The following is a 25,820-nucleotide window of genomic DNA, read 5'->3' on the forward strand; positions in this document are numbered from 1 at the left end:
TGTTTGTGTGCACCTGATTAATGGTTCAGCGTGATCGAACGCATGGGCAAACGGGGGCATTTAATGGGGCGCATGGATTTTCAGCTGAACGGTCAGCATCGTGAATTGACGATAGGCGATCGGGAAATCCTGCTTGACGTGCTGCGCGACCGTCTGGGGCTGAACGGCCCGAAATACGGCTGTGGATTGGGGCAATGTGGTGCCTGCACCGTTCTTGTCGACGGAGCGCCTGCGCGTGCTTGTGTCATGCGGGCTGCGCGTGTCGCAGGCCGCAATGTGACAACGCTGGAAGGGCTTGCCAATCGTGTGACAGGGCAGTTGCATCCCGTCCAGCAAGGCTTTCTGGACGGGCAGGGCGCGCAATGCGGCTATTGCCTGAACGGAATGGTGATGACAACTATCGCCCTGCTAGAGCGTCATCCCCACCCGACCGACAGCCAGATAACACTGGCGTTGCGCGATAATCTGTGCCGCTGCGGGACGCATCAGGAAATTGTCGTCTCGGTCCACCATGCCGCGCGCCGTATTGCCGAGGCCGCCGATGTCGAATGATCTTGCCCATGGCAGCCTGTCGATCTTTGATGATCGACCCGAAGGCCGCATTGTCTTTTTGCATCTTGATACGAATGGCATTGTCACTGTTCGCAATGGTCACGTCGATCTTGGAACAGGCGTCGAAACCGCCCTTGCCCAGATCGTGTCCGAGGAACTGGATATTGCGTTGGACAGGGTGTTTGTTGTTCTGGGCGATACCGACAGCACCCCCGATCAAGGCCCGACCATTGCCTCGGAAACGATCCAGATCACCGCTGCGCCGCTTCGATCCGCGGCGGCTCAAGCACGGCTGGCGATTTTAGGACTTGCCGAACGACGGTTCAATACGCCTGCCTGTGATCTGCTGTCCAAGGATGGCACGGTCTTCGGACCTGATGCGGCGTATGGCTATGGTGCATTACTGGCAGACCATGAGCTTGTCATGCGGCTGGACCCCGAGGTGCCGGTAAAGGACCCTGCGCTATACCGTATTGTCGGACAGCCGGTAAGGCGTCGCGATCTTCCAGCGAAGGTGACGGGCGACTTTATCTATATCCACGACCTGCGCCTTCCGGATATGCTGCATGGACATGTGATCCGTCCCCCTTATGCGGGGCGCGACAGCGGCGATTTTGTCGGACGCAGCCTGATATCCGTCGATAAAACCTCGGTCGCGCATATGGCGGGTCTGATCGCCATTGTGCAAGAGGGTGACTTTCTTGGGGTCGTGGCCGATGACGCGCGCCGCGCCACGGATATCGCAAATGCCCTGAAGGTGACGTGGCGGATGCCACCGGACTTGCCACCGTTGGATCACCGTCTGGAACAGACGATCCGCGACCAGCCCTCGACTCCGCGCGTTGTCGATGCAACCGGTGATTTCGAAAGTGCATTTGCAGAATGCGGTACACAGCTGTCGCGGACCTATCTTTGGCCATACCATCTGCACGGATCCATCGGGCCATCTTGCGGGGTTGCGGACTGGAATGGCGGTGCACCACTGGTATGGTCGGGAACACAGAATCCGCATATGTTGCGGGCCGATCTGGCTGTCCTTTGCGGTCTGGATGCCGGTGAAATCGAGGTCAGGCGCCTGCAGGCGGCAGGGTGCTACGGCCGCAACTGCGCCGATGACGTTTGTGGGGATGCGCTGCTCATGTCGCGGGCTACGGGGCGACCGGTACGTGTCCAGCTGACACGCGAACAGGAAAACCTGTGGGAACCCAAAGGCGCTGCCCAGTTGATGCAGGTGCAGGGGGGGATCGGACAGGACGGCGATCTTGGTGCCTATGCGATCGACAGCTGGTATCCGTCAAATCGCGGGCCGAATCTGGCGTTGTTGTTGACGGGCCGCATTTCCCCTGAACCGCATCACGCGATGATGGGGGACCGGACAATCGTGCCGCCCTATCGCGTTCCGCACAAACGTATCATCTGTCATGATCTGGCACCGATCGTGCGGGCGTCATGGATGCGGGGTGTATCGGCGCTGCCGAATACATTTGCCCATGAAAGCTTTATGGATGAACTGGCAAACGAGGCTGGCGAAGATCCTGTCGACTTTCGTTTGCGTCATCTGGATGACCCGCGTCAGGCGGATCTGATCCGTCGCACGGCACAGGCGGCGGACTGGAATACGCATGCCGGACCAAGGTTCAAAAAGCAGGGGCGGATGGCTTATGGTCAAGGCTTCGCCTATGCCACCTATGTCCATGGTGCGTTTCCCGGGACGGCAGCCGCATCGGCGGCATGGGTCTGTGATGTGGCTGTCGATACCGAAACGGGTGAGGTTACCCTGACCCGCGTTTTCGTCGGGCAGGATCAGGGATTGGTGATCAACCCCGATGGTGTTCGCGCCCAGATCCACGGCAACGTCATGCAGACCACAAGCCGCGTCCTGTCCGAGGAAGTGACATTCGACGCCATCGCCCCGACGCCGAAAAGCTGGGCCAACTACCCTATCCAGAGCTTTGACCGGTTACCCCAGATCCAGACCTTGCTGATCGAGCGTCCCGGCGATCCAGCCCTTGGCGTCGGGGAAAGCGCCGCCGTTCCGGCAGCCGCAGCCATTGCAAATGCTATATTTGACGCCACAGGTATCCGCCTGCGAGAGGCGCCCTTCACGCCCGAAAAATTGCGCGCGGCGCTTGTCGGGCAAGGACAGGGACCAACATCTTTACCGGCGCCCAAAGTGACGTCCCGTCGGCGCCGGATCTGGGCTGCGCTGGCATCTATCGGTAGTGCATTGACTTTCGGTGCGCTGGCCTTGCCGATCCATTCCGCCATCCCTGTTAGCCGCGCACCCCTGGCCGCACAATTCACCGCCGAAACCTTGACGCGGGGCGCGCAGGTCTTTGCGACAGGCAATTGCGCGGGTTGTCATACTGCACCTGACGGCGTGCCCAATGCGGGCGGATTGGAAATGCAGACGCCTTTTGGCACCGTGGCAACCACCAATCTGACGCCCGATCCGGAAACCGGCCTTGGCCTTTGGTCATTTTCCGCGTTCGAACGGGCGATGCGGCACGGGATCAGCCGCGACGGGTCTAATCTCTATCCGGTCTTCCCTTATACATCATTCGCAAGAATTGACGATGGGGACATGCAGGCGCTTTACGCCTATCTGCAGACCTTGCCACCGGTGCGTTCGGCGCCCGCAGGGGCGTCGATGTTAGCACCGTTGAACCTTCGTCCGGTGAACGCGGCATGGAATCTGATGTTCCACGATCCGGCGCCCTTGCCCGTCGACCCGGCGAAAAGCGACCTGTGGAACCGTGGGCAATATCTGGTCGATGGCGCGGGCCATTGCAGCGCATGTCATACGCCTCGCAACGCATTGGGTGCAGAACAGGCGAAACGGGCCCTGACCGGCGCAATGGTAGGCGAGGCATGGGCGCCTGCGCTGACTGGTCCGGATGCTGATGCGCGCGGTTGGGATGAAGACAGCCTGTTCGTCTATCTTCGACAGGGATATGCGCCGGATATTGCCGCGGCACATGGAAAAATGGCGCAGGTGGTCGACAGCCTCAGGTCGGTGCCGGACAGCGATATTCGTGCCATGGCGACATATATCGCGTCCGGTATCACCCCGACGCCGGTAATACGATCCAAGGCAATGCCACAACCGGGACCCGCGTCGCGGATCTATCAGTCCACTTGTGCCGGATGTCATACGCCGGGCCTGCCCGGTGCAGAAACCGCCGCCCGCATTCCATTGACCATGTCGGCTGCAATACGTGCGCCGCAATCCGACGCGCTATTATCCGTTATCCGGAACGGGGTCGAGGCACCCTTGACCCTGCCGTTGCGCGATATGCCTGCCTTTGACGATCAGTTGAGCAGCGAACAGATGGATGCATTGGCCAATTATCTGCGGGAACGTTTTGCGCCTGATCTTCCGGCATGGGGGCGATAGCTATGTCTGCCTATGAAATACGCATTATGAAATAAATATTTCCGAGGATATTTTAAAAGATTGTCGGTTATAAGTCATTTGCATACGAATGAATAATATCGAATAGCAAAGGGAAGATATCGTGACCGACCTAGATCGTATCGACATCGCGGTAATCGGCGCCGGACTGGGGGGTGCCGCAGCTGCTGCCTTATTGACTGACGCGGGTTTCAGCGTGGATGTCTTCGAACAGGCCCCCGAATTTGTCCGTCTTGGCGCGGGTATCCATATCGGCCCCAATGTCATGAAAATCTTTCGCCGGATCGGTCTTGAAGACCGGCTGGCCGCCATCGGATCGCATCCGGATCACTGGTTTTCACGCGACGGGATGACGGGCGAATATCTGTCGCGTATCCGCTTGGGCGATTTTTCCCTTCGCGAATACGGCGCACCCTATATCACGATCCACCGCGGGGATCTGCATGCCGAACAAATCGGCGTGTTGGACAAGAACCGCCTGCATTTCGACCACGGCCTGACGGATCTGGAAGAACGCGATGACCATGTTCTGCTGACCTTCGCGAACGGGCGTCAGATCGCGGCGGGCCTTGTGATCGGCGCGGACGGAATTAACTCGATTATTCGTGAAAAGCTTCTTGGCATAGAAAAGCCCCGTTTTTCGGGCTGGGTCGGACATCGTGCGCTGGTCGATATGGACAAGCTGCGCGCCACTGGACTTGACTATGAACGCTGCGTGAAGTGGTGGTGGAGCCAGTCGCGCCATATCATGGCCTATGCCACCACGAACGATGCCAGCGAATATTACTATGTCACCGGTGTGCCCGTCGACAGCTGGGACCATGAAACCGGTTATGTGGACAGTTCGCGCGACGAAATGGCCGCGATTTTTGGCGATGGTGCACATCCCATGGTGCAGGGACTGATCGATTCCACGACCGAAGTAACGAAATGGCCCTTCTGGAACCGCGATCCCATGAGTTTATGGAGCAGTGGCCGCCTGTGTCTTCTGGGGGATGCCTGTCATCCGATGCGCCCCCATATGGCACAGGGTGCAGGAATGGCGATCGAGGATGCCGCCGTTCTGACGCGTGCATTGTCACTGACCGGTGCCGCCGATTACCGCAATGCGTTCACCATCTACGAGAACGCCCGCAAGGAACGCGCCACGATGGTGCAGACCATCTCGAATGCCAATACATGGCTGAAAGAACCTGAAGATCCGGCTTGGGTCTACGCGTATGACCCGATGACGGTGGCGCTTCACTAGGCATCCGGAATGCCCGTGATCTGCGCGTTTGCGCGCTGATCCAACCATAGTAACGAGACGGTCCGGATCACCGAGAACGTCCATATTCCTTCAGAGAGGACCCTACATGTCTCGTAGCTTGTCTTTCAAACTTGTCGCCATCGTTATTCTGGCATGCTATCTGGTGCCTTATGCACTGATCGGTCAGGTCGCGGCATGGTACGGCAGTTTTCTGTTCTGGTGCCTTGCCGGCGTTGCAGTCATCATCCTGAACATCACCGCAACTGCCGGCTTTACGGAGGATGCGGAATGACGACCTCACTCGTTGTTGCGGGCATTGCGATCTATGTCGTCTTGTCGCTGCTTGTTGCCTGGCTTTCCAGATCGGGACCAAGCACATCAATGTCCGGCTATTTCCTTGGCGACAGGGGTATGGGTGGTATTGTTTCGGCACTCAGTTATTCGGCGACGACCTATTCCGCGTTCATGATGGTCGGTCTGGCCGGTTTGACTTATCGTGGCGGCGTCGGGGCGCTTGGTTTCGAAATCGTCTATTTTGCAGGTGTGTCACTTGTCGCGATTTTCGGACCAAGGTTCTGGCGCGCGGGAAAAAAGCACGGTTTTGTCACCCCGTACGAGATGCTAGGCGTGCGTTACGGCAGCAAATGGGTGGCCGTTCTGGCGGGATTGACCAGCCTAGTGTTTCTTATCCCCTATTCGGCGGTCCAGCTGTCGGGTGTGGGATATCTTCTGTCCGGCATGACGAATGGCCAGATCAGTTTTGGTACAGGCATCATTGTTGCCACGGCCCTTGCGATTGTCTTTTCCTATATTGCGGGCATCCGTTCGGTAATGTGGACCGACAGCCTTCAGGCATTGGTGATGATCATCGCATCGGTTGCGGTCTGTGTTCTGGTCGTTTCGGAACTGGGCGGATTTTTCACCATGTTCGACCAGATCGCCGAGGCGTCCCCTGCAATGCTTCAGGTGCCCGGACCGGGGCTGTTCAGCTTCAAGACATTCCTTGGACTGACGCTTCCGTGGTTCTTCTTCGCAATCTCGAACCCGCAGGTCAGTCAGCGGTTGTTCATGCCAGCGTCGCTTCCGGCGCTGCGCCAGATGCTGATTATCTTTCTGGGCTTCGGGCTGGTTTATACGATCGTATCGGTCATCTGGGGCTTTTCGGCCTTCCTGATCTTCCCCGCGCTCGAACGTCCCGATCTAGCGACCTCGATGTTGCTGTCGTCAGATTATGTGCCGCCCGTCCTTGGCGTGGTCGTCATGGTTGGCATTATGGCGGCGGCGGTTTCGACCATCGACTCGATCCTGTTGACGCTGTCGTCAATATTTTCGCGCGATGTCTATGGCAATCTGGCGGGCAAGCATGATGACCAGCAGCAGCTGAAGATCGGCAAATTGGTCATTCCGGCGATTTCAGTTCTTGCACTGGGCTTCGCCGCGATGGAGTTCAGCATGATCGCGATTTTGTCCGTTGCCACATCGGTTGGACTTGTGGTGATTGTCCCGTCGACCATCGGTGCCTTCTTCTGGTCGCGCAGTACGGCGGCGGGAGCGCTGGCCTCGATCGCAGGTGGCGTGGTTTTTGTAACGACGATGTATATGACCGGCAACCAGTTGATGGGTCTGAACGCAGGCGTACTTGGGTTTCCTGTCGCGGCTTTGATCTTTATCGGTGTCAGCTTGATCACGCGGCCGTCGCCAGCACAGGTCACCGACGGCTTTATCAAGGTGCAGCCCGCGCCTGTGACCGTTTCGACGGCCACAGCCTGATTGGCACACAGAATACAAAGCAGGGCTTCGTTATTACAAGGCCCCGCTTTTTACGTTTCGTCCGCAATGGACATTGCACCATCAGGCGTCCCGAAAGATATCCGTCTGGAAATCACCATCCTGCGTCACAGTTCCGCGATACATGCCTTCACTGTTGAACGGCCGGGACAGGTTGCCTTGTGCATCAACGGCAATTAACCCCCCTGACCCGTCATTCTGGGCCAGATCCTGCATCACCACATGCTTTGCGGCTTGATCCAGCGATTGGCCACCATGGCGCATTCGGGCGGCAATTTCTGCCGCAGCGGTAAAGCGGATGAACACCTCGCCATGGCCGGTGCCAGACACGGCACAGGTGGCATTATCGGCATAGGTGCCAGCCCCGATTACGGGCGTATCGCCCACCCGACCTGGGGCCTTGGCCGTCATTCCACCGGTCGAGGTGGCGGCAGCCAGATTGCCCTGCATGTCACATGCAACTGCGCCGACCGTACCGTGGCGCCGCGCAGGGTCGCTATCCTCTATCCCGTCGCGGCGCATTTTCAACGTCGATTGCAATGCGTCCCAACGTGCCTGAGTGAAGAAATAGCCCGCATCCTCGAATGGGACGCCAGCATCGCGGGCGACTTTCAGCGCGTTGGGGCCGATCAGCATTACATGGTCGGTGTGTTCCATGACGGCACGTGCGGCCATGACCGGATTGCGCGGGCCAAGAATGCCCGCGACTGCCCCTGCCATACGAGTCGCACCATCCATCACGGCGGCATCCATTTCCTGCACCCCGTCCGAGGTGAAAACCGCACCACGACCTGCATTGAACAACGGTTCGTCTTCCAGCACACAGACCGCCGCGGTTACAGCGTCCATGGCGCTGCCATGATCGGCAAGAACCGCGTGGCCCGCCTGCAATGCGCGCTTCAGGCCGTTGTGATAGGCTGCCTCGGCCTGTGGTGTCAGATTGGCGCGACGGATGGTTCCTGCGCCACCGTGGACGGCCAGCGAAAATCGGGTCATCGTGTTTCCTTTTGCATCAATCCAGCCTGTCCGGCGCAATAGCGCGCAATCTCGGCATGGGTGGCGATCCAGCAATCGCCTTTATCCATGATACGTTCAATCAGCTGTTCCAAAATGAAAATACGGCTGCGGTATCCTGTGACGTGCGGGTGCATGGTCAGCAAGAACAAGCCGTTTTCGGCATAGGCACCTTCGAATTCGCGCAGAAAAATGTCCAAGACATCCGCAGGCGGGGTATAGGGCCGTTGCGCGCCAAAGCGGTTCATCATGAAATAGACAGCGTCGTCGCGGATCCATTCGACCGGCAGTTCGACGATGCCAGTGGGATGACCATCCTGCAGAATTTCATAGGGATCATCGTCGGAAAAGAGCGAGCTGTCATAGATCAGCCCCATCTCGCGGGCGATGGTCAGGGTGTTCGGGCTGTAATCCCATGACGGTGTCCGCATGCCGACAGGGCGCTGCCCGCTGACCTTTTCCAGCGTATCGGCGGCCCGCAACATCAGATCCCGTTCGGTTGTGCCATCAAGCGTGGTATTCAGTTCGTGTATCCAGCCATGCAGGCCGATCTCATGCCCGTCATCCGCCAGTTCCCGCTGTTCCTCGGGATGCAGCAGCGCGGAAACTGCGGGCACGAAAAAGCTGGCTTTGACATCATGCCGGTGCAGAACCTTGCGGATACGCGGGACGCCGCGCCTTGCACCGAATTCGCCCCAGCTTAGGCGTGCGACGGAATTGCCGCCATCGCGCAATTCATTGGTTTCGTGGTCGCTGTCAAACGACAGGGCGACCGCACAACGCGCGCCATTCGGCCACCGTGCGGGCAACAGATTGCGGCCTGCGCGTACAGCCCCGACCTTGCTGCGCCATATGTCTTCTGTCCATTGGAAGGGTTCCATTAGCCATGTCCTCCGTCGACCTGCAGAATTTGTCCGGTGATCCAATCCGCCTGCTGCGAACACAGGAATGCCACGGCATTGGCGATGTCACTGGCCTGTCCAAGGCGGTGCAGGTGGATATTCTGAAGAATGCTTTCCTGACGCGCGGGTCCAAAGGCCTTCCACTGACGCTCGGTCGAGGGGTTGGACAGGATAAAGCCCGGTGCAACGGAATTGACGGTGATACCTGACGGCCCAAGTTCCAGCGCCAGCTGTTTGGTCAGCCCGACCAATGCATGCTTTGCCGCCGTATAGGCCTGAATGCCGGTCAGGCTGGGCTTCAGACCCGCGCCCGATGATATGGTCACGATCCGGCCCGCGCCATTGGACTTCATTGCGGGGGCAAAAGCCTGTGCACACCACATGACGGCATCGACGTTGGCCGCAAAGATAGCCTGCCAGTCGGTCGCATTGATCTGTTCAAGCGGCTGCCCGACCTGCCCGCGTACGCCACCAGCCGCAGTAATAAGCCCGTCCACGCGCCCGTGGCGTTCCAGCACCGTCGCGCATAGGTCCGATGCGCCAACCTGCTGCCCAAGATCGCCGGCATGGCAAGTGACACCGTCCAGACCGGCCAAAGGGGCAAGGCCGGTGTCATCGATATCCATCGCCGCGATTGTTGCGCCACTGTCCGAAAGCCTTTTGACAATCGCTGCGCCAATACCTTGCGCGGCACCAGTGACGGCGAAGACCTGTCCTGCCAAAGTTAGCTGCATGCCGCCACCATCAGGTCCAGAAGGGCAAATGACTGCGGCTTCCTGCCATCCTCGATATCATGGATCAGCGCGGTCAGCTGCGCCAATGCGGGTGTCGGAATGCCGTGCTTATGGCCCATGTCGACCAGAACGCCGACTTGCGCGTCCACCTCGGTCTTGCGTTTGCGGATGGCAAGGTCGCGATAGATGCCCGAATGAGTCTTTGCCGTCTTGCGGTTATGGGCGACCATTGCATCAAGCGAGGCATTGATCGCGACCACATCATTGCGCAAAAAGGCATCCGGATCGAAACCGTTGAACCCCAAGGGCGTCACATTTTCGACGGCCGAAAGGCACATCACCTCGTGGCCAAGGGCGGCATAGGCGGGGCGATACATGATCGGGTCCATGGCATCGGACATGGATTCCGGCGTTAGCGCAGTGGCAAACAGCAGCGACCCATACCCCAGTTTGCCCCAAAGATAGCCCCAGATATTGTCAGTGGCTACGGCATCGGGTTCGACCAGCGAAAACAATGCGTGCATATCGCGCACGCGGGGGCTCATGCTATTGTCCAATTCACCAATCGCGACGGCAGCGCGGTTGCCGTAAAGGATGCGGCCCGGTTCCAGCCAATCCGCCCCGAAGTTCACAAAACATCCGATCGTGCGATCCGCGCCGATTAGATCGGCAATAACGTATTCATTCAGGCCGTTCTGGGCGGATACGACAAAGCCGTCAGGTGCCAGATGGGGCGTCAGCATCTGCATCGCCTCAGCCGTATGATGGGCTTTGACAGCCAGGATCACACGACTAAAGCTGCCGGTCAGGGTGTCGGGGGTATCGGCGGGCAGGATTTGGGTAAATTCTTCGACCGGGCCTTCGATATGCAGGCCGGTTGTTCGCATCGCTTCGACATGATCGGCGGCGATGTCGACCATATGCACGGCGTGTCCGGCCCGCGCAAAATAGGCCCCCAGAATGCCGCCGATCGCGCCGGATCCCCAGATCAGGATCGGGTCGTTCATGTCCAATCCCCTTCCAAAAGGGTGCGCGTTTCATCGACTGCAACCTGCCAGATGCGATGCATGTCTGTGTCGGGTTTCTGATAATGCCCGCCGTAATTACCGTCACCGATCAATGCGCGAACGCCTTGTGCGTTGCGATCCCGCAAGCGGTCGAAATCGACATAAGGTTTCTGTTCAGGCGGCACGGGGCGACCTTCAAGCCGCGTCCATTGAAAATTCTCCATCCATGAGGCATGCGAGGCAACCGGATCGACGGCTTGGACCGCCGCCCATGTGCGGGGCGCACGCCACCAGTCGTGGAAACGGCAGCGCGCGCCGTCACGGGCCTGCATCCATTCAGCACAGACCGGCTGGACAGGACTGTTGCCGCCATGACCGTTCACGATCAGAATGCGGCGGAAGCCGGTATCATAGAGGCTGTCCAGAATGTCGCGGATCACGGTGGCATAGGTTGCCAGCTTGAGTGAGACCGTCCCCGGAAAAGCCATAAAATAGGGCGTTAGCCCATAAGGGACTGCCGGAAAAACCGGAATGCCAAGTGGGGCGGCAGCATCCGTTGCGATTTTTTCGGACAGGATGGAATCAACCGACAAGCTTAGGTGGGCGTGCTGTTCGGTGCTGCCCAAGGGCAAGATGCAGCGGTCGTCATATTCCAGATAGGCCTCGACCTCGAACCAGTTGCTGTCGGCGATCTTCATCATGTCTCTCCTTTTCCGGCGGCGCGGGCGCGCAGATTGTCCAGCGCAGGCAGCAATTGCGTGCGAACTGCGTGGCTGTCGGGGGTGTGGCGGTATTCGATTGCCGTCTGGTTTTCGCGAAGGTCGTGCTGCAGGTTCTCTGCGCCGGTGGCATAGATCACCACCTCGCAGTCACTTAACTGCATGTGCAGGTCGGGGGCGCAGCGCGGAATTGCGGTCACGCGACCCAGATGCGGGGCAAAGCGCGAAATTCCGGCCTTAAGCACGGTCAGGAAGTCGTCAAAATACGACACCAGCAGCACTTTGGCATCGGGTTGCAGGCCGGCAAGGGCGATGCGCGTGGCCTCGTTCGGGATCATGATCATGCTGACATGCGGTGTGTCTGGAAACAGCCTTTCAGCCTGTGCGGAAAGAGTGCGGGGACAAAAGACTAGATCTGCCTGCGGAGGCGGCGCATCTGTCCGGTCGATGGTCCATGGCACCGCTGTATCCTGTTCCGACAGATAAGGCCGCAGATCGGCGGCATAGGCCTGCGTCGCGTCGCGGAATGTCCCCAGAACCAATATCCGCAAGGCGCGCGGTGCGGTATTTCCAGCCATGGTCACGCGAAATGCCACATCCTGCGCGGTCAGCCCCAATTCGCGTCCCGCTGCCACCAGCTCGGCGATTTGCTGTTCGAAGGCAACCAGTTGCTTGCTGCGGATGACGCAAGGAATTCCGCGATCGGTCACAAATGTGCCGGACCCGATCCGTCCTTCGATCTGGCCACGGTCCTGCAAGGTTGCAAAGACGTTACTGACGGTCACGGGCGATAACCCCAACGATCCGGCCAGTTTGCGCACGGAAGGCAGCTTGCTGCCGGGCGGAATATCCCCCGTCGCAATGCCATATTCCAGCGCCCCGCGCAGCTGCACAGAGACCGGAATAGAGGAAGACGCATCGATTGCCGCTGCGATACGGGCAAGTGCAGCATCAAGTCCAGAGATGGAATTACTGTTCATAACAGTATCAATGCAACATAACACTTATTGGCTCAAGACTAATTCTACATAGAAAAATGCCGCGGGACTTGGTCAATATTTGCGCGAATTCTGTAATAATCATAAATTAATCATCAAAATTACTTGACCGTTAAAAATTCGACCGCCTAGTGTTACAGCTAATAATAACAGGTGAGGTTCGGAAATGTTGAAACATGCTTTGCAGTCGGGAATCGCGGCCATCGCCCTTCTGGCCGCTGCGCCATCCGTCATGGCGCAGGATCTGATGATCGGACTGCGCGCTGGTCCGGATTCCATCGACCCGCATTGGTCCACTTTGGGCAGTCAGGCCGAAGCCCTGCGCCACGTCTTCGACACATTGGTCGACGTCGATGAAACGCTGCAACTCAAGCCCGGTCTGGCGGTCAGCTGGACCCCGCTGGATAACACGACGTGGGAATTCAAGTTGCGCGAAGGCGTGACGTTCCATGACGGCACCCCGTTCACCGCCGAAGACGTCAAATTCTCGATCGAGCGTATTCCGGAAGTGACCGGTCCGATGCCGATGACGCTTTATACCAAATACGTCGATACGGTCGAAGTCGTCGATGACTTCACTTTGCACATCAAGACCAAAGGCATGGCACCGTCGCTGCCCAACGACTTTACCCGCCTGTTTGTCGTGCCATCCGAAACCGGCATGGACGCCCGTAACGAGGAATTCAATTCGGGCGAAAAGGCCATCGGCACCGGCCCTTATAAATTTGTCAGCTGGCAGCCCAAGGGCGATCTGGTGGTCGAACGTTATGACGATTACTGGGGCGAAACATCGGCGTGGGAAAAAGTGACCCGTCGTGAAATTCCCGATGATGCGGCGCGGGTTGCTGCGCTGAAATCGGGGCAGGTCGATCTGATCAACTATGTCCCTGCCACCGATTATCTGTCGATGCAGGGGGACAGCAGTCTGGATACTTTCGTGTCGGACTCGATCTATATCCTGAACATCGCGCCTTCGGTCAAGGATGAGGAACCCCAGCCCATCAAGGTCAATGGCAAGGAGGTCGAGGGCAACCCCCTGCAGGATCTGCGCGTCCGCAAGGCACTGGATCTGGCGATCAACCGCGATGTGCTGGTCAATGTCGTGCTTGAAGGTCTGGGAACCCCTGCCAACCAGCTGATGCCCGAAGGGTTCTTCGGTTATTCGGCCAATATCCCCACGCCGGAATATAATATCGACGAAGCCAAGGAACTGCTGACGGAAGCCGGCTATCCCGACGGGTTCGAGATTGATTTCACCTGCACCAACAACCGCGTGCCCGGCGACGCCGTCGTCTGCGAGGCTTTGGCACAGATGTGGTCCCGCCTTGGTCTGACGGTCAACGCACAGGCCCTGAACGGCACCGTCTATTTCCCCGCCGCCGCGCGCGAGGAATACACCATGACGATGTCCGCATGGGGAACCCTGACGGGTGAGGCTGCCTATACCTATGGCGCGCTGGTCCACACCAAGGACGCTGAAAAGGGCTTTGGCAACTTCAACCGCTCGGGCTATTCGAACCCTGAATTCGACAAGTTGTTCGGCGAAGGCAGCCAGACGCTGGACGAAGAAGGCCGCCGCAAGCTGTATGAACAGGCCTCCGAGGTGGCGATGGAAGATCGTGCCCTGATCCCGACCGTCATTCTGCAAAGTGTCTGGGCAGCCAAAGCCGGTGAATACGAATTCACCCCGCGCACCGATCAGGAAACCCGCGCTTACGCGATCACGCCCAAGGGCTGATCCGATGCACCGGTCGCGGGGCGCATCGTCCCGCGACACTGCCATGCCGCAAAAGGCATGACGCACGAAACGAGAGGTTTTGATGTTAGGCTATCTTGTCGGCAGACTGTCACAGGCGGTGGTGGTGGTGTTTGTCATGTCGGTCATTGTGTTTGTCGGCGTTTACGCCATCGGCAATCCGATCGATGTGATGATCGACCCCGGCGCGACACAGGAAATCCGTGAAAACCTGATCCGGCAATACGGGTTGGACCTGCCGTTGTGGCAACAGTATTTCACCTTTGTCGGCAATGTGTTTCAAGGCGATCTTGGACGGTCGATGGTCTATAACATCTCGGTCACGTCGTTGGTCTTCTCGCGGCTGCCGGCGACGGTCGAACTGGTCATGGTGTCGGTCTGTATCGCGACGATCATCGGCATTCCGGCGGGTCTCTATGCCGGATACAAACCCGACAGCATTGCCGCCAAGCTGATCATGGCGTTGTCTGTCTTGGGATTTTCCGTGCCGACCTTCTGGATCGGCATGCTGCTGATCATGGGGTTCGCGGTCAATCTGGGCTGGCTGCCGTCTGGCGGTCGAGGCGAGGTCGCGCAGTTTTTGTGGTTCAAAACCTCGCTGGCCACGGGGGATGGCTGGGCGCATGTGATCATGCCCGCGGTCAACCTGTCGCTGTTCAAGATGGGCCTGATGATCCGCCTGACCCGCGCCGGTATGGTCGAGGCGATGGGCGCCGAATATGTCCGCTTTGCCCGCGCCCAAGGGCTGCCCGACCGGCAGATCGTTTTCGGTCATATCCTGCGGAACATCTCGATCCCGATCATCACGGTTTTCGGTCTGGAACTTGGGTCAACGTTGGCCTTCGCCGTCGTTACCGAAACGGTCTTCAACTGGCCGGGCGTTGGCAAGCTGATCATCGACAGCATTCTACAACTGGATCGCCCTGTCATGGTGTCCTATCTGGTCATGGTCGTTCTGCTGTTCGTCCTGATCAATCTGGCAGTCGATCTGATTTATGCCCGCCTTGATCCGCGTGTCCGCCTGAAAGGAGGCTCGTGATGGTTGATGTGACTGTCCAGACACCGCCGGTGGAAACGCGTGCGGTGCGCCTGCGCCATTTCTGGTCGGATTATCGCCGGTCTTGGGTGGCGGTCTTGGCTTTGGCCATCATTACCACGCTGGTCCTTGCATCATTCGGCGCGCCGTTTCTTGTGCCGCAGAACCCCTATGATCTGGCGCAGCTGGATTGGGCCGATGCGTTTTTGCGCCCCGGCCAGACCGGTTCGGGCGGTTATGTGCATCTGCTGGGGACCGATAATGCGGGCCGCGATATGCTGTCGGCCATTCTTTATGGTCTGCGGACCAGCTTTGTAATCGGCATCACCGCCGGTATTCTGGCGTTGATCCTCGGGATCAGCATCGGGTTGACCGCGGCCTATTTCGGTGGCCGGATCGAGGCGCTTTTGATGAGGATCGTTGATCTGCAATTGTCGATGCCCGCGATCCTTCTGGCACTGGTGATGGCGGCGATGCTGGGGCAGGGCGTTCCACAGATTGTGCTGGCACTGGTCGTCGCACAATACGCCTATTTCGCACGGACTACGCATGGCGCCGCATCGGTTGAACGCCGTAAGGATTATATCGAGGCTGCGCGTTCCACCCCGCTGCCTACCCGTCGTATCCTGTTCAAGCATCTGCTGCCAAATGTGCTGCCACCGCTGATTGTGGTGGCAACGGTGCAGGTCGCCAGCGCGATCTCGCTTGAGGCGACGTTGTCGTTTCTGGGTGTCGGCCTGCCACTGACGGAACCGTCGCTGGGATCGCTTATTTCCAACGGGTTCAAATATATCCATGCGGGCCGGTCGTGGCTGTCCATCTATCCGGGTATTTTCCTGATGGTCACGGTTGTGGCAATCAATCTGGTCGGCGATCAGGTCAGAACCGTTATCGATCCAAGGAACAGCCGATGACAGCAGCACTTGAGGTCAAAGGCCTGACCACGCGTTTCGAAACCCGCGCGGGTCATGTTACGGCGGTAAATGGTGTCAGCTTTGCCGTTCAACCGGGTCGCATTCTGGGGCTGGTGGGTGAAAGCGGATCGGGCAAATCCGTGACCGGTTTTTCAATCCTCGGGCTGATCGACGCGCCGGGTCAGGTGACGGCGGGGGCCGTTCTGGTAGATGGTATCGACCTGCGCCAGTTGTCGGATGATGATCTGCGGAAAATGCGCGGCAGCAAGGTCGCCATGGTGTTTCAGGACCCGATGATGACGCTGAACCCTGTGCTGCGCGTCGGTGACCAGATGGTCATGGCCGTGCGCGTCCATCGCGCCATGTCGAAATCCCAAGCGCTGGATCATGCCCGCAAGGCGCTGGAGATTGTCGGCATCCCGTCGCCCGCCGAACGCCTGCGGGCCTATCCGCACCAGCTGTCCGGCGGTATGCGCCAAAGGGTGGCCATCGCCATGGCATTGTTGCACAGCCCGTCCGTGATCATCGCGGATGAAGCGACGACCGCGCTGGATGTGTCGATCCAGGGCCAAATTCTGGCCGAGGTCCGCGATCTGGCCGATACAACCGGCGCGGCAATTGTCTGGATCACCCATGATCTGGCCGTCGTCTCCAGCTTGGCTGACGACATTTGCGTTATGTACGCGGGCCGGATTGTCGAACGCGGCACGGCGGATCAGGTCATCGGGCATCCACGTCACCCCTATACACAGGGGCTGCTGGATTCGATCCCCGCGCTGCACGAACCGGGGCAGAAGCTGCCGCAGATCCCCGGTTCGACCCCGCAACTGTCGCGTCTGCCGCAGGGCTGTGCGTTCCGGCCCCGTTGCCCCCGCGCGACCGACCTGTGCCGCACCGATCCACCGCTGGACATCCGCGACGAACAGGCCGTCCTGTGCCACCATCCGCTGGAGCGCAAATGACCGATCCGATCCTGAAAATCGACGCCGTCTCCAAACGGTTCACCCGCATGCCCGGGCTTGCAGAACGCATGATCGGCAAATTTACCGGCGGGGGGAAACCTGTTGTCGTCCATGCCCTGTCAGATGTCTCGCTTCAGGTGATGAAGGGTGAGGTTCTGGGTGTTGTCGGTGAATCCGGCTGTGGTAAATCCACACTCGGGCGGGTCGTGGCGGGCATCCATGCGCCCAGTTCCGGCAGTGTGACATTGAACGGCCAGCCGATCGCGGATCAGCGGGGCGGCAATATCCACAAGCGGACAACACAGGTCCAGATGATCCATCAGGACCCTTTCGCCAGCCTGAACCCGCGTATGAAGGTCGGTGAAACGCTGGCAGAAGGTCCGCGCCACCATGACATCATCCCCGCCCGCGACGTGCAGGCCCGCATCCGCGAATTGCTGGAACAGGTCGGGCTGGAGGGGGCCTATGCCGACCGTCTGCCGCATCAGTTTTCCGGCGGCCAGCGTCAGCGTGTTGCCATTGCCCGCGCCTTGGCCATGCAGCCCGAGGTGCTGGTTCTGGACGAAGCCGTCGCCTCGCTTGATGTGTCCATTCAGGCGCAGGTGCTGAACCTGTTCATGGATCTGCGCCGCGATCTGGGGCTGACGGCGATGTTTATCAGCCATGACCTGTCTGTCGTGCGCCACGTCTGTGACCGCGTTGCCATCATGTATCTGGGGCGGCTGGTCGAGCTGGCTCCTGCGGACCGGCTGTATGCCGATCCGCGCCACCCGTATACGCGGGCGTTGTTTGCATCGGTGCCCACCGTGGGCACGGGCAGGGGCCGGTTCGAGACGATCAAGGGCGAGATCCCGTCCCCCATCGACCCGCCCTCTGGCTGTGCGTTTCACCCGCGCTGCCCTTTTGCCGGTCCCCGCTGCCTTGTGCAGGTGCCCGAACTGGGCGCCCTGGGGCAGGGCCGGACTGTGGCCTGCCATCTGAACGATGGTGGTGTGGAATTGCAAAAAGGGGCCGCGTGATGACCGAACTGGCGATGCGTGTGGGACGTCTGAATGACGTCCTGTGTACGGTGAATATATTGAACTGGGACGCACGTACCCAGATGGCGGCGGGCGGTGCGGAAACCCGTGGTCAGCAGATCGCCACGCTGATGGGCATTGCACGGCAGATGATCCTTGACCCCGCGATGCAGGCGGCGGTCGATGCGGCGGGGGGTGATCCCGCAGGGCTGGCCGTGCGTCAGGCCATCGACCATCACCGGCGTCTGCCTGCCGAATTGCTGCAGGCCAAGGCGGAACATGCGACCGTTGCAGGTGCCGCTTGGGCCAAAGCACGGTCGCAGAGCGATTTTACCATCTTCCAACCGCATCTGGAAAAGGTTGTGGCGCTGGCCCGCCAGACTGCTGATGCCTTGGGCTATGACGGGCATCCCTATGATCCGATGGTCCAGATCTTCGAGCCTGAAGAAACCGCTGCCAGTCTGACAGGATTGTTCGACCGCTTACGTGCAGGTATTTTGCCCGTTCTGGAGAAGGCCCGTGGCCGACACCTGCCGCGCACCGATTTCCTGTATCGCGATTATGACCCGCAGGTTCAGAAACGCTTTGTCGCCGATACAGCAGCTGCGCTTGGCTACGACTTTGATCGTGGGCGCATGGACACCGCCGTCCACCCGTTCGAGGTCAGCTTTACCCGCAACGATGTCCGCATCACCTCGCGTTGGCCGCGCAACTACCTTTCGATGGCCATCTTCGGTTCCATCCACGAGGTAGGACACGCCCTCTACGAACAGGGCGTCGATCCGGTCCATACGCGCGGGGCATTTGCCACCGATATGATCGGGCTGTATGCCGTAGGCGGCACCAGCTTCGGGATGCATGAAAGCCAGTCACGCCTGCTGGAAAACCACGTCGGGCGCAGTCCTGCCTTTTGGCAGGTTCATTTTCCCCGCCTGCGCGACAGCTTCCCTGACCAGCTGGCGGATGTCACAGCCGAAGAATTCATCGCCGCTATCAACCGCGTCGAACCTGGCCCCATCCGCGTCGAGGCGGACGAACTGACTTATGATTTGCATATCATGTTGCGCGTGCGGATTGAAATGGCCCTGATGGAGGGCAGTCTTCAGGTCGCCGATATTCCCGAAGCGTGGAACAGCGCCATGAAAAGCGATCTGGGCATTACCATAATGGATGACGCACAGGGCTGTCTGCAGGATGTCCATTGGTCGTCGGGCTATATCGGGTCCTTTCCGACCTATACCATCGGCAATGCCACCGCGGCGCAGTTGATGCAGCATTTCGATGCCACAAAGCCCGCCATCCGACAGGCATTGGGCAACGCAGACACTGGTCCGTTACGGAATGCATTGCAGGACGCCGTTTGGCAACACGGCAGGTCACGATCCCGAACCGATATTCTGGGGCGCCTCGGGTTAAAGGCAAATGATCCAAACGCTTATCTGGCGTATTTAACGCAAAAGTTTAGCTAGTCCTAACCCCACACGTCCCGCAGACATATATTCAAACGCATGCACAGCAATCGCGTGCGCGTTTTTCAGGCATTGTGGCGATGCGTGTACATATCATCTGCAGGATCATGCAAATGTGAAATGTAGGACGCAGGCTGGTTTTTGGAAATATCATATCTGCGGTTTTCAGGACGGCACCGAAGGGACTTCGTTACCGCACTGATATGACGGCTTATAATTTGCCGCATAGTCCGTAAACCTTCGTTATCTTCTTTTAAAAGCGACCGCACAGGCGCATATATTTTGCGTTAATATACGACTAGTATACTAGTAATGAATTGGGTATCTCGGTTCTGACGGAGGTCGAATCGTATCGTCGGGCCATATTCAGGCCCATCGAACGCGATCGCATTGCAAAAGCCCCCACTCCGCAGGCCCGTTTTATTACAGCGGCGCGTGCGTATCGGGATGGTCGAGGGAGAACAGACTGTGGAAAACGAAATTGTAGCCGCGATTTTCGAACGAAGGGTCGATTTCGCTCTGGTCGTTCTCTATCTGGTTTTCATTGTTGCCATAGGCTTCATGTTCAGCGGAAAGTCCAAAGACCCCAGCGAATATTTTCGTGGCGGCGGCAAGATGCTGTGGTGGATGACAGGGGCCAGCGCGTTTATGGTCCAGTTCAGTGCCTGGACGTTTACCGGTGCTGCGGGCAAGGCCTATTCCGACGGGCTTTCGGTCGCTGTCATCTTCATCGGGAACGCTGTCGGCTATTTCGTCTCGTTCCTGCTGGTCGCCGAGATTTTCCGCCAGACACGTTGTATCACGCCGGTCGATGCCATTCGTCGCCGTTACGGCCCTGTGAACGAACAGTTCTTTACATGGGCACAGGTTCCGCTTGGTGTTATTCAGGCAGGTATCTGGCTGAACGGACTTGCGATTTTTACGTCGGCTGTTTTCGGGATCAGTATTGAGTGGACCATCGTGATCACCGGCCTGATCGTGATGTTCGTTTCGCTTAGCGGCGGCGCATGGGCGGTCGTGGCCAGTGACTATGTCCAGATGCTTGTCATCATGGCAATCTCGATTACCGCAACCGCGTTCGTTGCCTTTGAATACGGTGTGGGAAATGTCATCGCAGAATTTCCGGGGCATCTTCTGACCAATGACGTCAATTATGTCGGGCTGTTCGTGGTCTGGTGTTTGATGTCGATCACCAAGCAGATATTCAGCACGAACAATCTGTATGATGCGTCACGGTATCTGGTCGCAAAGGACAGCCTGAATGCCAAGAAAGCTGCATTGCTGGCGTCCGTCCTGATGTTTGCCGGTGCGTTTATCTGGTTCCTGCCGCCAATGGCGACTGCCGTGATGGGCATCGATCTTGGCGCGATGTATCCGACCCTTGGCAATAAGGCGGGTGATGCGGCCTATCTGGCATTCGTCGATATCGCGATGCCTGTCGGTATGGTCGGGATCATGATTGCGGCGATGTTCTCGGCGACGATGTCGTCGATGGACACGGGGTTGAACCGCAGTGCGGGCATCATGTGCATGAACTTCTATCAACCGGTGATCAAGAAGGGCACGGCGGGCAATGCCGAACTGATTGTCGCTGGTAAGATCATGACCTTTCTGTTCGGCGTCGCCATCATTCTGGTCAGCTTGTTTATTTCGTCACTGCAGAACATCAGTCTGTTCGACATCATGTTGCAGATGGGCAGCTTAATCCAGATGCCGATCCTGATCCCGCTGTTCCTTGCGATCTTTGTGCGCCGCGTGCCGGATTGGGGTCCATGGGCCACTGTGATTGTGGGTCTTGGGGTGTCTCTGGCATCGAAATACCTGCTGACACCAGACCTTCTGGGGAACATCACGGGGATCGATTTTACCGGACGTGAAAGCAGTGATCTGGTGTTTACCGTTTCGATGGCGCTGCATCTGACGGTCACGACAGGCTTCTTCTTTATGACGCGTCTGTTCTATAAGGGCCTGTCGCCTGTCCGCCATCAGGAGATTGATAATTTCTTCGAGGATATTTCCACGCCCGTAGTCTCGGCCCCCGGTGCTTCGGAAACCGATCTGGAACAGCGAAACAAGCTGGGAACGCTGGCGCTGGTCTATGGCGCGACGATCTTCCTGCTGCCGTTGATCCCGCAGCCTGACGGGCGCATGGCCGCATTTCTGGGCTTTGGCCTGACCGGCGGCATTGTCTTCGGTATCGGCTTTCTTCTTAAACTGTCGGCGAAAAAGGGCGCGGCTGTCGCGCGCCCCTGATACGGGTGCGATCAATGCCGGACACTGCAAAACCGGGCCTATGGGATGTGTTCAACATCGCATGGCCCCTGACCCTGATGGCAATGATGCTGAACGGCATCGTTGTCATCGACGCCTATCTGGTCTCTTCACTGGGTGAGGAAGCATTGGCCGCCATGGGCCTTGCGACCGCCTTCGGCAGCCTGCTGCTGGGGGTCCTGTTTGCCTTTTCGACAGCCACCCAGATCCGGATTGCCCAAGCCTACGGATCGGAACGACCTTTCGCCTTGAAGACGGGCTTCTATGCCGGTCTGGTCATCAACCTGTGTGCGGCTGGGATCGGGGTCGGCATCGTCTGGATTGTCAGCGGCCCGTTAATCGATACATTTGCCCATAATAGGTGGATCGCCGAACAGGCCCGAAGCTATCTTGGGGTTTTCCTGATCCTGATCATGATCGAGGCTGTCGCCCAATGCCTCAGCAGCTATTTCAATGGGCGCGGCAAATCCATTATGCCGTTCCGCAGTTATCTGATCGCTGTTCCTGTCAATGTGACGGTCAGCTATACCTTGATCCACGGTAATTTCGGCTTTCCGGCACTAGGCGTCATGGGCGCAGCAATCGGCAGCGCTGTTGCCTCGCTGGCGCGGGCTGGTTTCCTTTGCACGGTTTTTTACAGGATGACCATGGCCCATCTGGCCGAGCAAGGCTGGTTGAACGGGACGTTCCTTTTGTCCGTTCGCCGTCACTTGGTGTTTGCCCTGCCAATCGCGGGCACATTTATCAGCAATGCGGTTGCGACCTCGGTCCTTGCATTGCTTTTTGCCAGGCTAAGCGTGAACCAATTTGCTGCCATGACGCTGATTACGCCGTGGATCAACCTGACAGGACATATCGGAACCTCGATCGCGCAGGCGTCGGGAATTATCGTCGCACAACTGTTGGGACGTAAATTGCCACCGCCCCGGATTGACGCCTTCCTTAGCCGTGCATGGCGTATGGCGTTTGTCGCTGCCGGATTGGTGTCGCTGACCTATCTGGTGATCTGTCTGGCATCCCAGACCCTCTATGGTAATCTTGAACCTGAAACACAGGCCGCTTTGATCAGTTTCCTGCCGGTGCTGTTGTTGCTGCCTTTTCCCAAAGGCTCGAACGCGATGTGTGGACATACGCTGCGTGCGGGAGGGGATACCCTTTACGTCATGAACATTTTCATTGTCGCGCAGTGGATGTTCCGCGTCCCGCTGACTGCCGTATTCATCCTGTTTCTGGACCTGTCAGTGACCTGGGTCTTCGCCCTGTTTCTGGCCGAAGAGCTGGTCAAACTGGGACCGTTCCACCGGCGACTTTTCAAGGGTGAATGGAAACACCGACTGGAGCAGGAGTAGCCAGATCCGCTATCTGACAGCAAAGCTCATCGCGGACAGCGCGGTCATCCAGTTGACGACATCGGCCATTGTGGCGCAGTCGAAAGCAACCGTCATGGCGTCGACGCGGATGGCGGGTGGAAGGATCGCGAATTGATCAGCAAGGACCGCAGAGTTAGCGACAAATTCGGCACGGAACGGGCCAATGGGTGGCTGGGGCGCAAATTCACCAGCTGCTTTGACCGCACGCGTGGCTGTCACACGCAGCAAATCCCGTGCACGCAATACTGAAAGCGCACGCGCCGCGCGCTGGCCGAACGCCTGTTTGACCACGGCAAATTCCGCTTGCGGAAACAGCGACCGGTTTTCGGCATAGGTCACATCATCGCCCGATATCATACCGACCGGCACACCCAGTTCCGCGGCATAGGCACCATAGATCGCCGGTTCGCCGCAGGGCATGCCGTTGATGCGCACTTGATGAAATGCAAAGCCGTTGGTCGTATGGGACAGAACGCCACCGGCACCAGCCCGGGAATGGTGGCCGATCATGCAGAACAGATCATATCCCGCCTCCAGCCCGCAGGCCATATTTATGGGTTTGGGTTTGCCAAGAATAATATCGGCTGCCGGATGCAGCAATTCGGGCAGCAGATTGGTCATCTGTCCGTGCGAGTCATTCACCACAATCTCGGACGCGCCGCCTTCCAGAAGGCCCTCGACCACTGCGTTGACCTCTTTCGTCATCAGGATACGGGCTTTTTCATATTCCGCATGACCTGCCTGACATTGGGCGGGGGTGACGACGCCTGCCACCCCCTCGATATCGGCCGAGATATAGATCCGCATTTTAACCCCCTAGTGTGAACGCAGTTTGGGGTCCAAGGCATCGCGCAGCCCGTCACCCAGCAGGTTGAAGCCCAGCACCGTCAGGAAAATGGCCAGACCGGGGAACATCGTCAGGTGGTCAGCGACCCCCATATAGGTCCGCCCGTCAGCCAGCATGGCACCCCATTCCGGTGACGGCGGCTGTGCGCCCAGCCCGATAAATGACAGCGCCGCCGCCGTCAGAATTGATGTGCCGATCCGCATCGAGAAATAGACGATCACATTCGGCAGGGTGCCGGGCAGGATATGGCGCAGCATAATCACGCTGTCAGCCACGCCGACTGCACGGGCGGCATCGACATAGACCGCCTGCTTCAGCTGCAATGTCGTTCCGCGGGCCAGCCGTGCAAAGACCGGCACCGAAAAGATCGCCACGGCATAGATAACATTGGTGATCCCCGGTCCAAGGATGGCGATCACTGCGATTGCCAGCAGGATCCCCGGAAAGGCCAGCAACAGATCACACAAACGCATGACGGCGCTGTCGATCCATTTGCCATAAAAGCCCGCGACGATCCCCAGACCGACGCCCCCGATCGCACCCAGACTGACCGAAAGGAAGCCGACCGCCAGCGAGATGCGCGCCCCCCAGATGATCCGGCTGAAAATATCTCGGCCATACGTGTCGGTTCCCGCCCAATGCTGCGCCGATGGCCCTTGCAGGACATTCATATAATCGGGCGCCGAAGGGTCATAGGGCGCAACCCATGGGGCAAAAGTCGCAGCCAGGATCAGAAGGCCAAGGAAAGCCAATGCGACCAAAGCCACCTTCTGACGCAGGAAACGGCGCCAGAATTCGGCCAATGGCCTGCGGGTTTTGCCGGGCAGATCCGTATTTGTGCTTGGAACGCTCATTTGTAACGGATCTCCGGATTGACAAGAACGTAGAGGATATCGACCAGAAGGTTGATGAATATGAACTGGAGCGAGAACATCAGCACCAGCGCCTGAATGACGGGATAGTCGCGATAGCTGACGCTATCGACCAGCAGTCGACCAACACCGGGCCATGCGAAGACGCTTTCGATGACGATCGAGCCGCCCAGAAGAAAGCCGAACTGCAGGCCGACCATGGTGATGATCGGGATCAGGGCGTTGCGCAGTGAATGGTGCCAGATCACAGACCGTTCGGGCACACCTTTGGCGCGGGCCGTGCGGACGTAATCCTCGCGCGCGATCTCGATAAAGGCGGAACGGGTAAAGCGTGCCATGACTGCGGCGACGCCCAGACCTAAGGTAAAGGATGGCATCAGGAAATGCTGCCATGTCCCGTATCCGCCGGTCGGCAGCCACCCCAAGCGGACCGAAAACAGGTTGATCAACAAAAGACCCAACCAGAACGGAGGGAAGGAAATTCCTGACACTGCAAGGATCATGCCGCCATAATCGGGCCACTTCCCGCGCTTGACTGCCGAGACGACGCCGATCAGCAGACCCAATGCCACCGACCATATCATCGCGATCACCGTCAGCCAGACAGTGGGCATCAGCCGCATGCCGATTTCCTCGACCACCGGACGGCGGGTTTTCAGTGAAACACCGAAATCGCCCTGCACCGTATGGGTAATATAGGTCAGGAACTGATGCGGCAGTGACTGGTCCAGCCCCAAGGCCGCGCGTACGGCAGCAACATCACTGGCCGTCGCCTCGGGTCCGGCAACAAGCCGCGCGGGGTCCCCAGGCAGCATATGCACAAAGGCAAAGACTGCCAGTGTCACCATCAGGATCACCGGAATCGTTCCAAGCAGTCTTTTGATCAGATAGGATAGCATGTGATCTTCTTATCTTGGTCGGGGCGG

The 25,820-nt window shown here is 58.4% G+C and carries 22 protein-coding genes; 13 read left to right on the forward strand and 9 right to left on the reverse strand.

The genetic code is table 11. The annotated features are described in order from the left end of the window. Positions 1 to 72: 72 nt before the first annotated feature. The 5 genes from DWB67_RS11175 to DWB67_RS11195 all read left to right on the forward strand — a co-directional run bounded on the left by DWB67_RS11175 (position 73) and on the right by DWB67_RS11195 (position 6,986). Positions 73 to 552, forward strand: coding sequence for a (2Fe-2S)-binding protein (locus DWB67_RS11175; protein WP_220475120.1), 480 nt, complete (start codon positions 73 to 75; stop codon positions 550 to 552). Further along, positions 542 to 3,949 (forward strand): molybdopterin cofactor-binding domain-containing protein, encoded by a 3,408-nt coding sequence (locus DWB67_RS11180; RefSeq protein ID WP_119807622.1) that lies wholly within the window; start codon positions 542 to 544, stop codon positions 3,947 to 3,949. The genes DWB67_RS11175 and DWB67_RS11180 overlap by 11 nt, the downstream gene beginning before the upstream one ends. A 121-nt stretch (positions 3,950 to 4,070) precedes the next feature. Next, positions 4,071 to 5,216, forward strand: coding sequence for an FAD-dependent monooxygenase (locus DWB67_RS11185; protein WP_119807623.1), 1,146 nt, complete (start codon positions 4,071 to 4,073; stop codon positions 5,214 to 5,216). 106 nt (positions 5,217 to 5,322) lie between these two features. Further along, a complete protein-coding gene (locus DWB67_RS11190) occupies positions 5,323 to 5,508 on the forward strand; it encodes a hypothetical protein (protein ID WP_119807624.1) in 186 nt (61 codons plus the stop codon). Continuing rightward, the gene (locus tag DWB67_RS11195; protein WP_119807625.1) at positions 5,505 to 6,986 is read left to right on the forward strand and encodes a sodium:solute symporter; all 1,482 of its coding nucleotides are present in this window, start codon (positions 5,505 to 5,507) and stop codon (positions 6,984 to 6,986) included. The genes DWB67_RS11190 and DWB67_RS11195 overlap by 4 nt, the downstream gene beginning before the upstream one ends. Before the next feature lie 81 nt (positions 6,987 to 7,067). On the opposite strand, the gene DWB67_RS11200 is transcribed toward DWB67_RS11195, so the two are convergent. From DWB67_RS11200 to DWB67_RS11225, 6 genes are read right to left on the reverse strand one after another with little or no spacing between them, the layout of a single operon-like run. Beyond that, a complete protein-coding gene (locus DWB67_RS11200; protein WP_119807626.1) occupies positions 7,068 to 8,000 on the reverse strand; it encodes an isoaspartyl peptidase/L-asparaginase family protein in 933 nt (310 codons plus the stop codon). Then, positions 7,997 to 8,899: a polysaccharide deacetylase gene (locus tag DWB67_RS11205; protein WP_119807627.1), complete on the reverse strand. Its 903-nt coding sequence runs from the start codon at positions 8,897 to 8,899 to the stop codon at positions 7,997 to 7,999. The genes DWB67_RS11200 and DWB67_RS11205 overlap by 4 nt, the downstream gene beginning before the upstream one ends. Further along, entirely contained in the window at positions 8,899 to 9,654 is a 756-nt protein-coding gene (locus tag DWB67_RS11210) for an SDR family NAD(P)-dependent oxidoreductase (RefSeq protein WP_119807628.1), read from the reverse strand. Before DWB67_RS11210 ends, DWB67_RS11205 begins: the two co-directional genes overlap by 1 nt. After that, positions 9,645 to 10,661, reverse strand: coding sequence for a ketopantoate reductase family protein (locus DWB67_RS11215; RefSeq protein WP_119807629.1), 1,017 nt, complete (start codon positions 10,659 to 10,661; stop codon positions 9,645 to 9,647). Before DWB67_RS11215 ends, DWB67_RS11210 begins: the two co-directional genes overlap by 10 nt. Further along, positions 10,658 to 11,362, reverse strand: a complete 705-nt coding sequence (locus DWB67_RS11220) for a creatininase family protein (protein ID WP_255418649.1) — start codon at positions 11,360 to 11,362, stop codon at positions 10,658 to 10,660. The genes DWB67_RS11215 and DWB67_RS11220 overlap by 4 nt, the downstream gene beginning before the upstream one ends. Then, complete coding sequence (locus DWB67_RS11225; RefSeq protein WP_119807631.1) at positions 11,359 to 12,360, reverse strand: GntR family transcriptional regulator; 1,002 nt, start codon at positions 12,358 to 12,360, stop codon at positions 11,359 to 11,361. The genes DWB67_RS11220 and DWB67_RS11225 overlap by 4 nt, the downstream gene beginning before the upstream one ends. 184 nt (positions 12,361 to 12,544) lie before the next feature. On the opposite strand from DWB67_RS11225, the gene DWB67_RS11230 reads away from it, so the two are divergent. From DWB67_RS11230 to DWB67_RS11265, 8 genes are all read left to right on the forward strand, one after another. Beyond that, positions 12,545 to 14,116, forward strand: a complete 1,572-nt coding sequence (locus DWB67_RS11230) for an ABC transporter substrate-binding protein (RefSeq protein ID WP_119807632.1) — start codon at positions 12,545 to 12,547, stop codon at positions 14,114 to 14,116. 82 nt (positions 14,117 to 14,198) lie between these two features. Beyond that, a complete protein-coding gene (locus DWB67_RS11235; protein ID WP_119807633.1) occupies positions 14,199 to 15,173 on the forward strand; it encodes an ABC transporter permease in 975 nt (324 codons plus the stop codon). Beyond that, positions 15,173 to 16,084, forward strand: a complete 912-nt coding sequence (locus DWB67_RS11240) for an ABC transporter permease (RefSeq protein ID WP_119807634.1) — start codon at positions 15,173 to 15,175, stop codon at positions 16,082 to 16,084. The genes DWB67_RS11235 and DWB67_RS11240 overlap by 1 nt, the downstream gene beginning before the upstream one ends. After that, entirely contained in the window at positions 16,081 to 17,046 is a 966-nt protein-coding gene (locus DWB67_RS11245; RefSeq protein WP_119807635.1) for an ABC transporter ATP-binding protein, read from the forward strand. The genes DWB67_RS11240 and DWB67_RS11245 overlap by 4 nt, the downstream gene beginning before the upstream one ends. After that, a complete protein-coding gene (locus DWB67_RS11250) occupies positions 17,043 to 18,065 on the forward strand; it encodes an ABC transporter ATP-binding protein (protein ID WP_119807636.1) in 1,023 nt (340 codons plus the stop codon). The genes DWB67_RS11245 and DWB67_RS11250 overlap by 4 nt, the downstream gene beginning before the upstream one ends. After that, positions 18,065 to 19,534 carry a carboxypeptidase M32 gene (locus DWB67_RS11255; protein WP_182911565.1) on the forward strand — a complete coding sequence of 490 codons (1,470 nt, stop codon included), beginning with the start codon at positions 18,065 to 18,067 and terminating at the stop codon, positions 19,532 to 19,534. Before DWB67_RS11250 ends, DWB67_RS11255 begins: the two co-directional genes overlap by 1 nt. 468 nt (positions 19,535 to 20,002) lie before the next feature. Beyond that, positions 20,003 to 21,787: a hypothetical protein gene (locus DWB67_RS11260; protein WP_220475121.1), complete on the forward strand. Its 1,785-nt coding sequence runs from the start codon at positions 20,003 to 20,005 to the stop codon at positions 21,785 to 21,787. A gap of 14 nt (positions 21,788 to 21,801) precedes the next feature. Next, positions 21,802 to 23,154, forward strand: a complete 1,353-nt coding sequence (locus DWB67_RS11265) for an MATE family efflux transporter (protein ID WP_119807639.1) — start codon at positions 21,802 to 21,804, stop codon at positions 23,152 to 23,154. A 9-nt stretch (positions 23,155 to 23,163) separates the two neighbouring features. Here DWB67_RS11265 and DWB67_RS11270 read toward each other — a convergent pair whose 3' ends face one another. Genes DWB67_RS11270 through gsiC form a run of 3 tightly spaced genes read right to left on the reverse strand, consistent with a single transcriptional unit; the run spans position 23,164 to position 25,793 of the window. Beyond that, positions 23,164 to 23,982 (reverse strand): M55 family metallopeptidase, encoded by an 819-nt coding sequence (locus DWB67_RS11270; RefSeq protein WP_119807640.1) that lies wholly within the window; start codon positions 23,980 to 23,982, stop codon positions 23,164 to 23,166. A 9-nt stretch (positions 23,983 to 23,991) separates the two neighbouring features. Then, positions 23,992 to 24,876 carry an ABC transporter permease subunit gene (locus DWB67_RS11275; RefSeq protein ID WP_119807641.1) on the reverse strand — a complete coding sequence of 295 codons (885 nt, stop codon included), beginning with the start codon at positions 24,874 to 24,876 and terminating at the stop codon, positions 23,992 to 23,994. Continuing rightward, the gene (gene gsiC / locus DWB67_RS11280) at positions 24,873 to 25,793 is read right to left on the reverse strand and encodes a glutathione ABC transporter permease GsiC (RefSeq protein WP_119807642.1); all 921 of its coding nucleotides are present in this window, start codon (positions 25,791 to 25,793) and stop codon (positions 24,873 to 24,875) included. Before gsiC ends, DWB67_RS11275 begins: the two co-directional genes overlap by 4 nt. Positions 25,794 to 25,820 lie beyond the last annotated feature (27 nt).

This window comes from Paracoccus sp. JM45, from assembly GCF_003590715.1.
Lineage (GTDB): Bacteria > Pseudomonadota > Alphaproteobacteria > Rhodobacterales > Rhodobacteraceae > Paracoccus.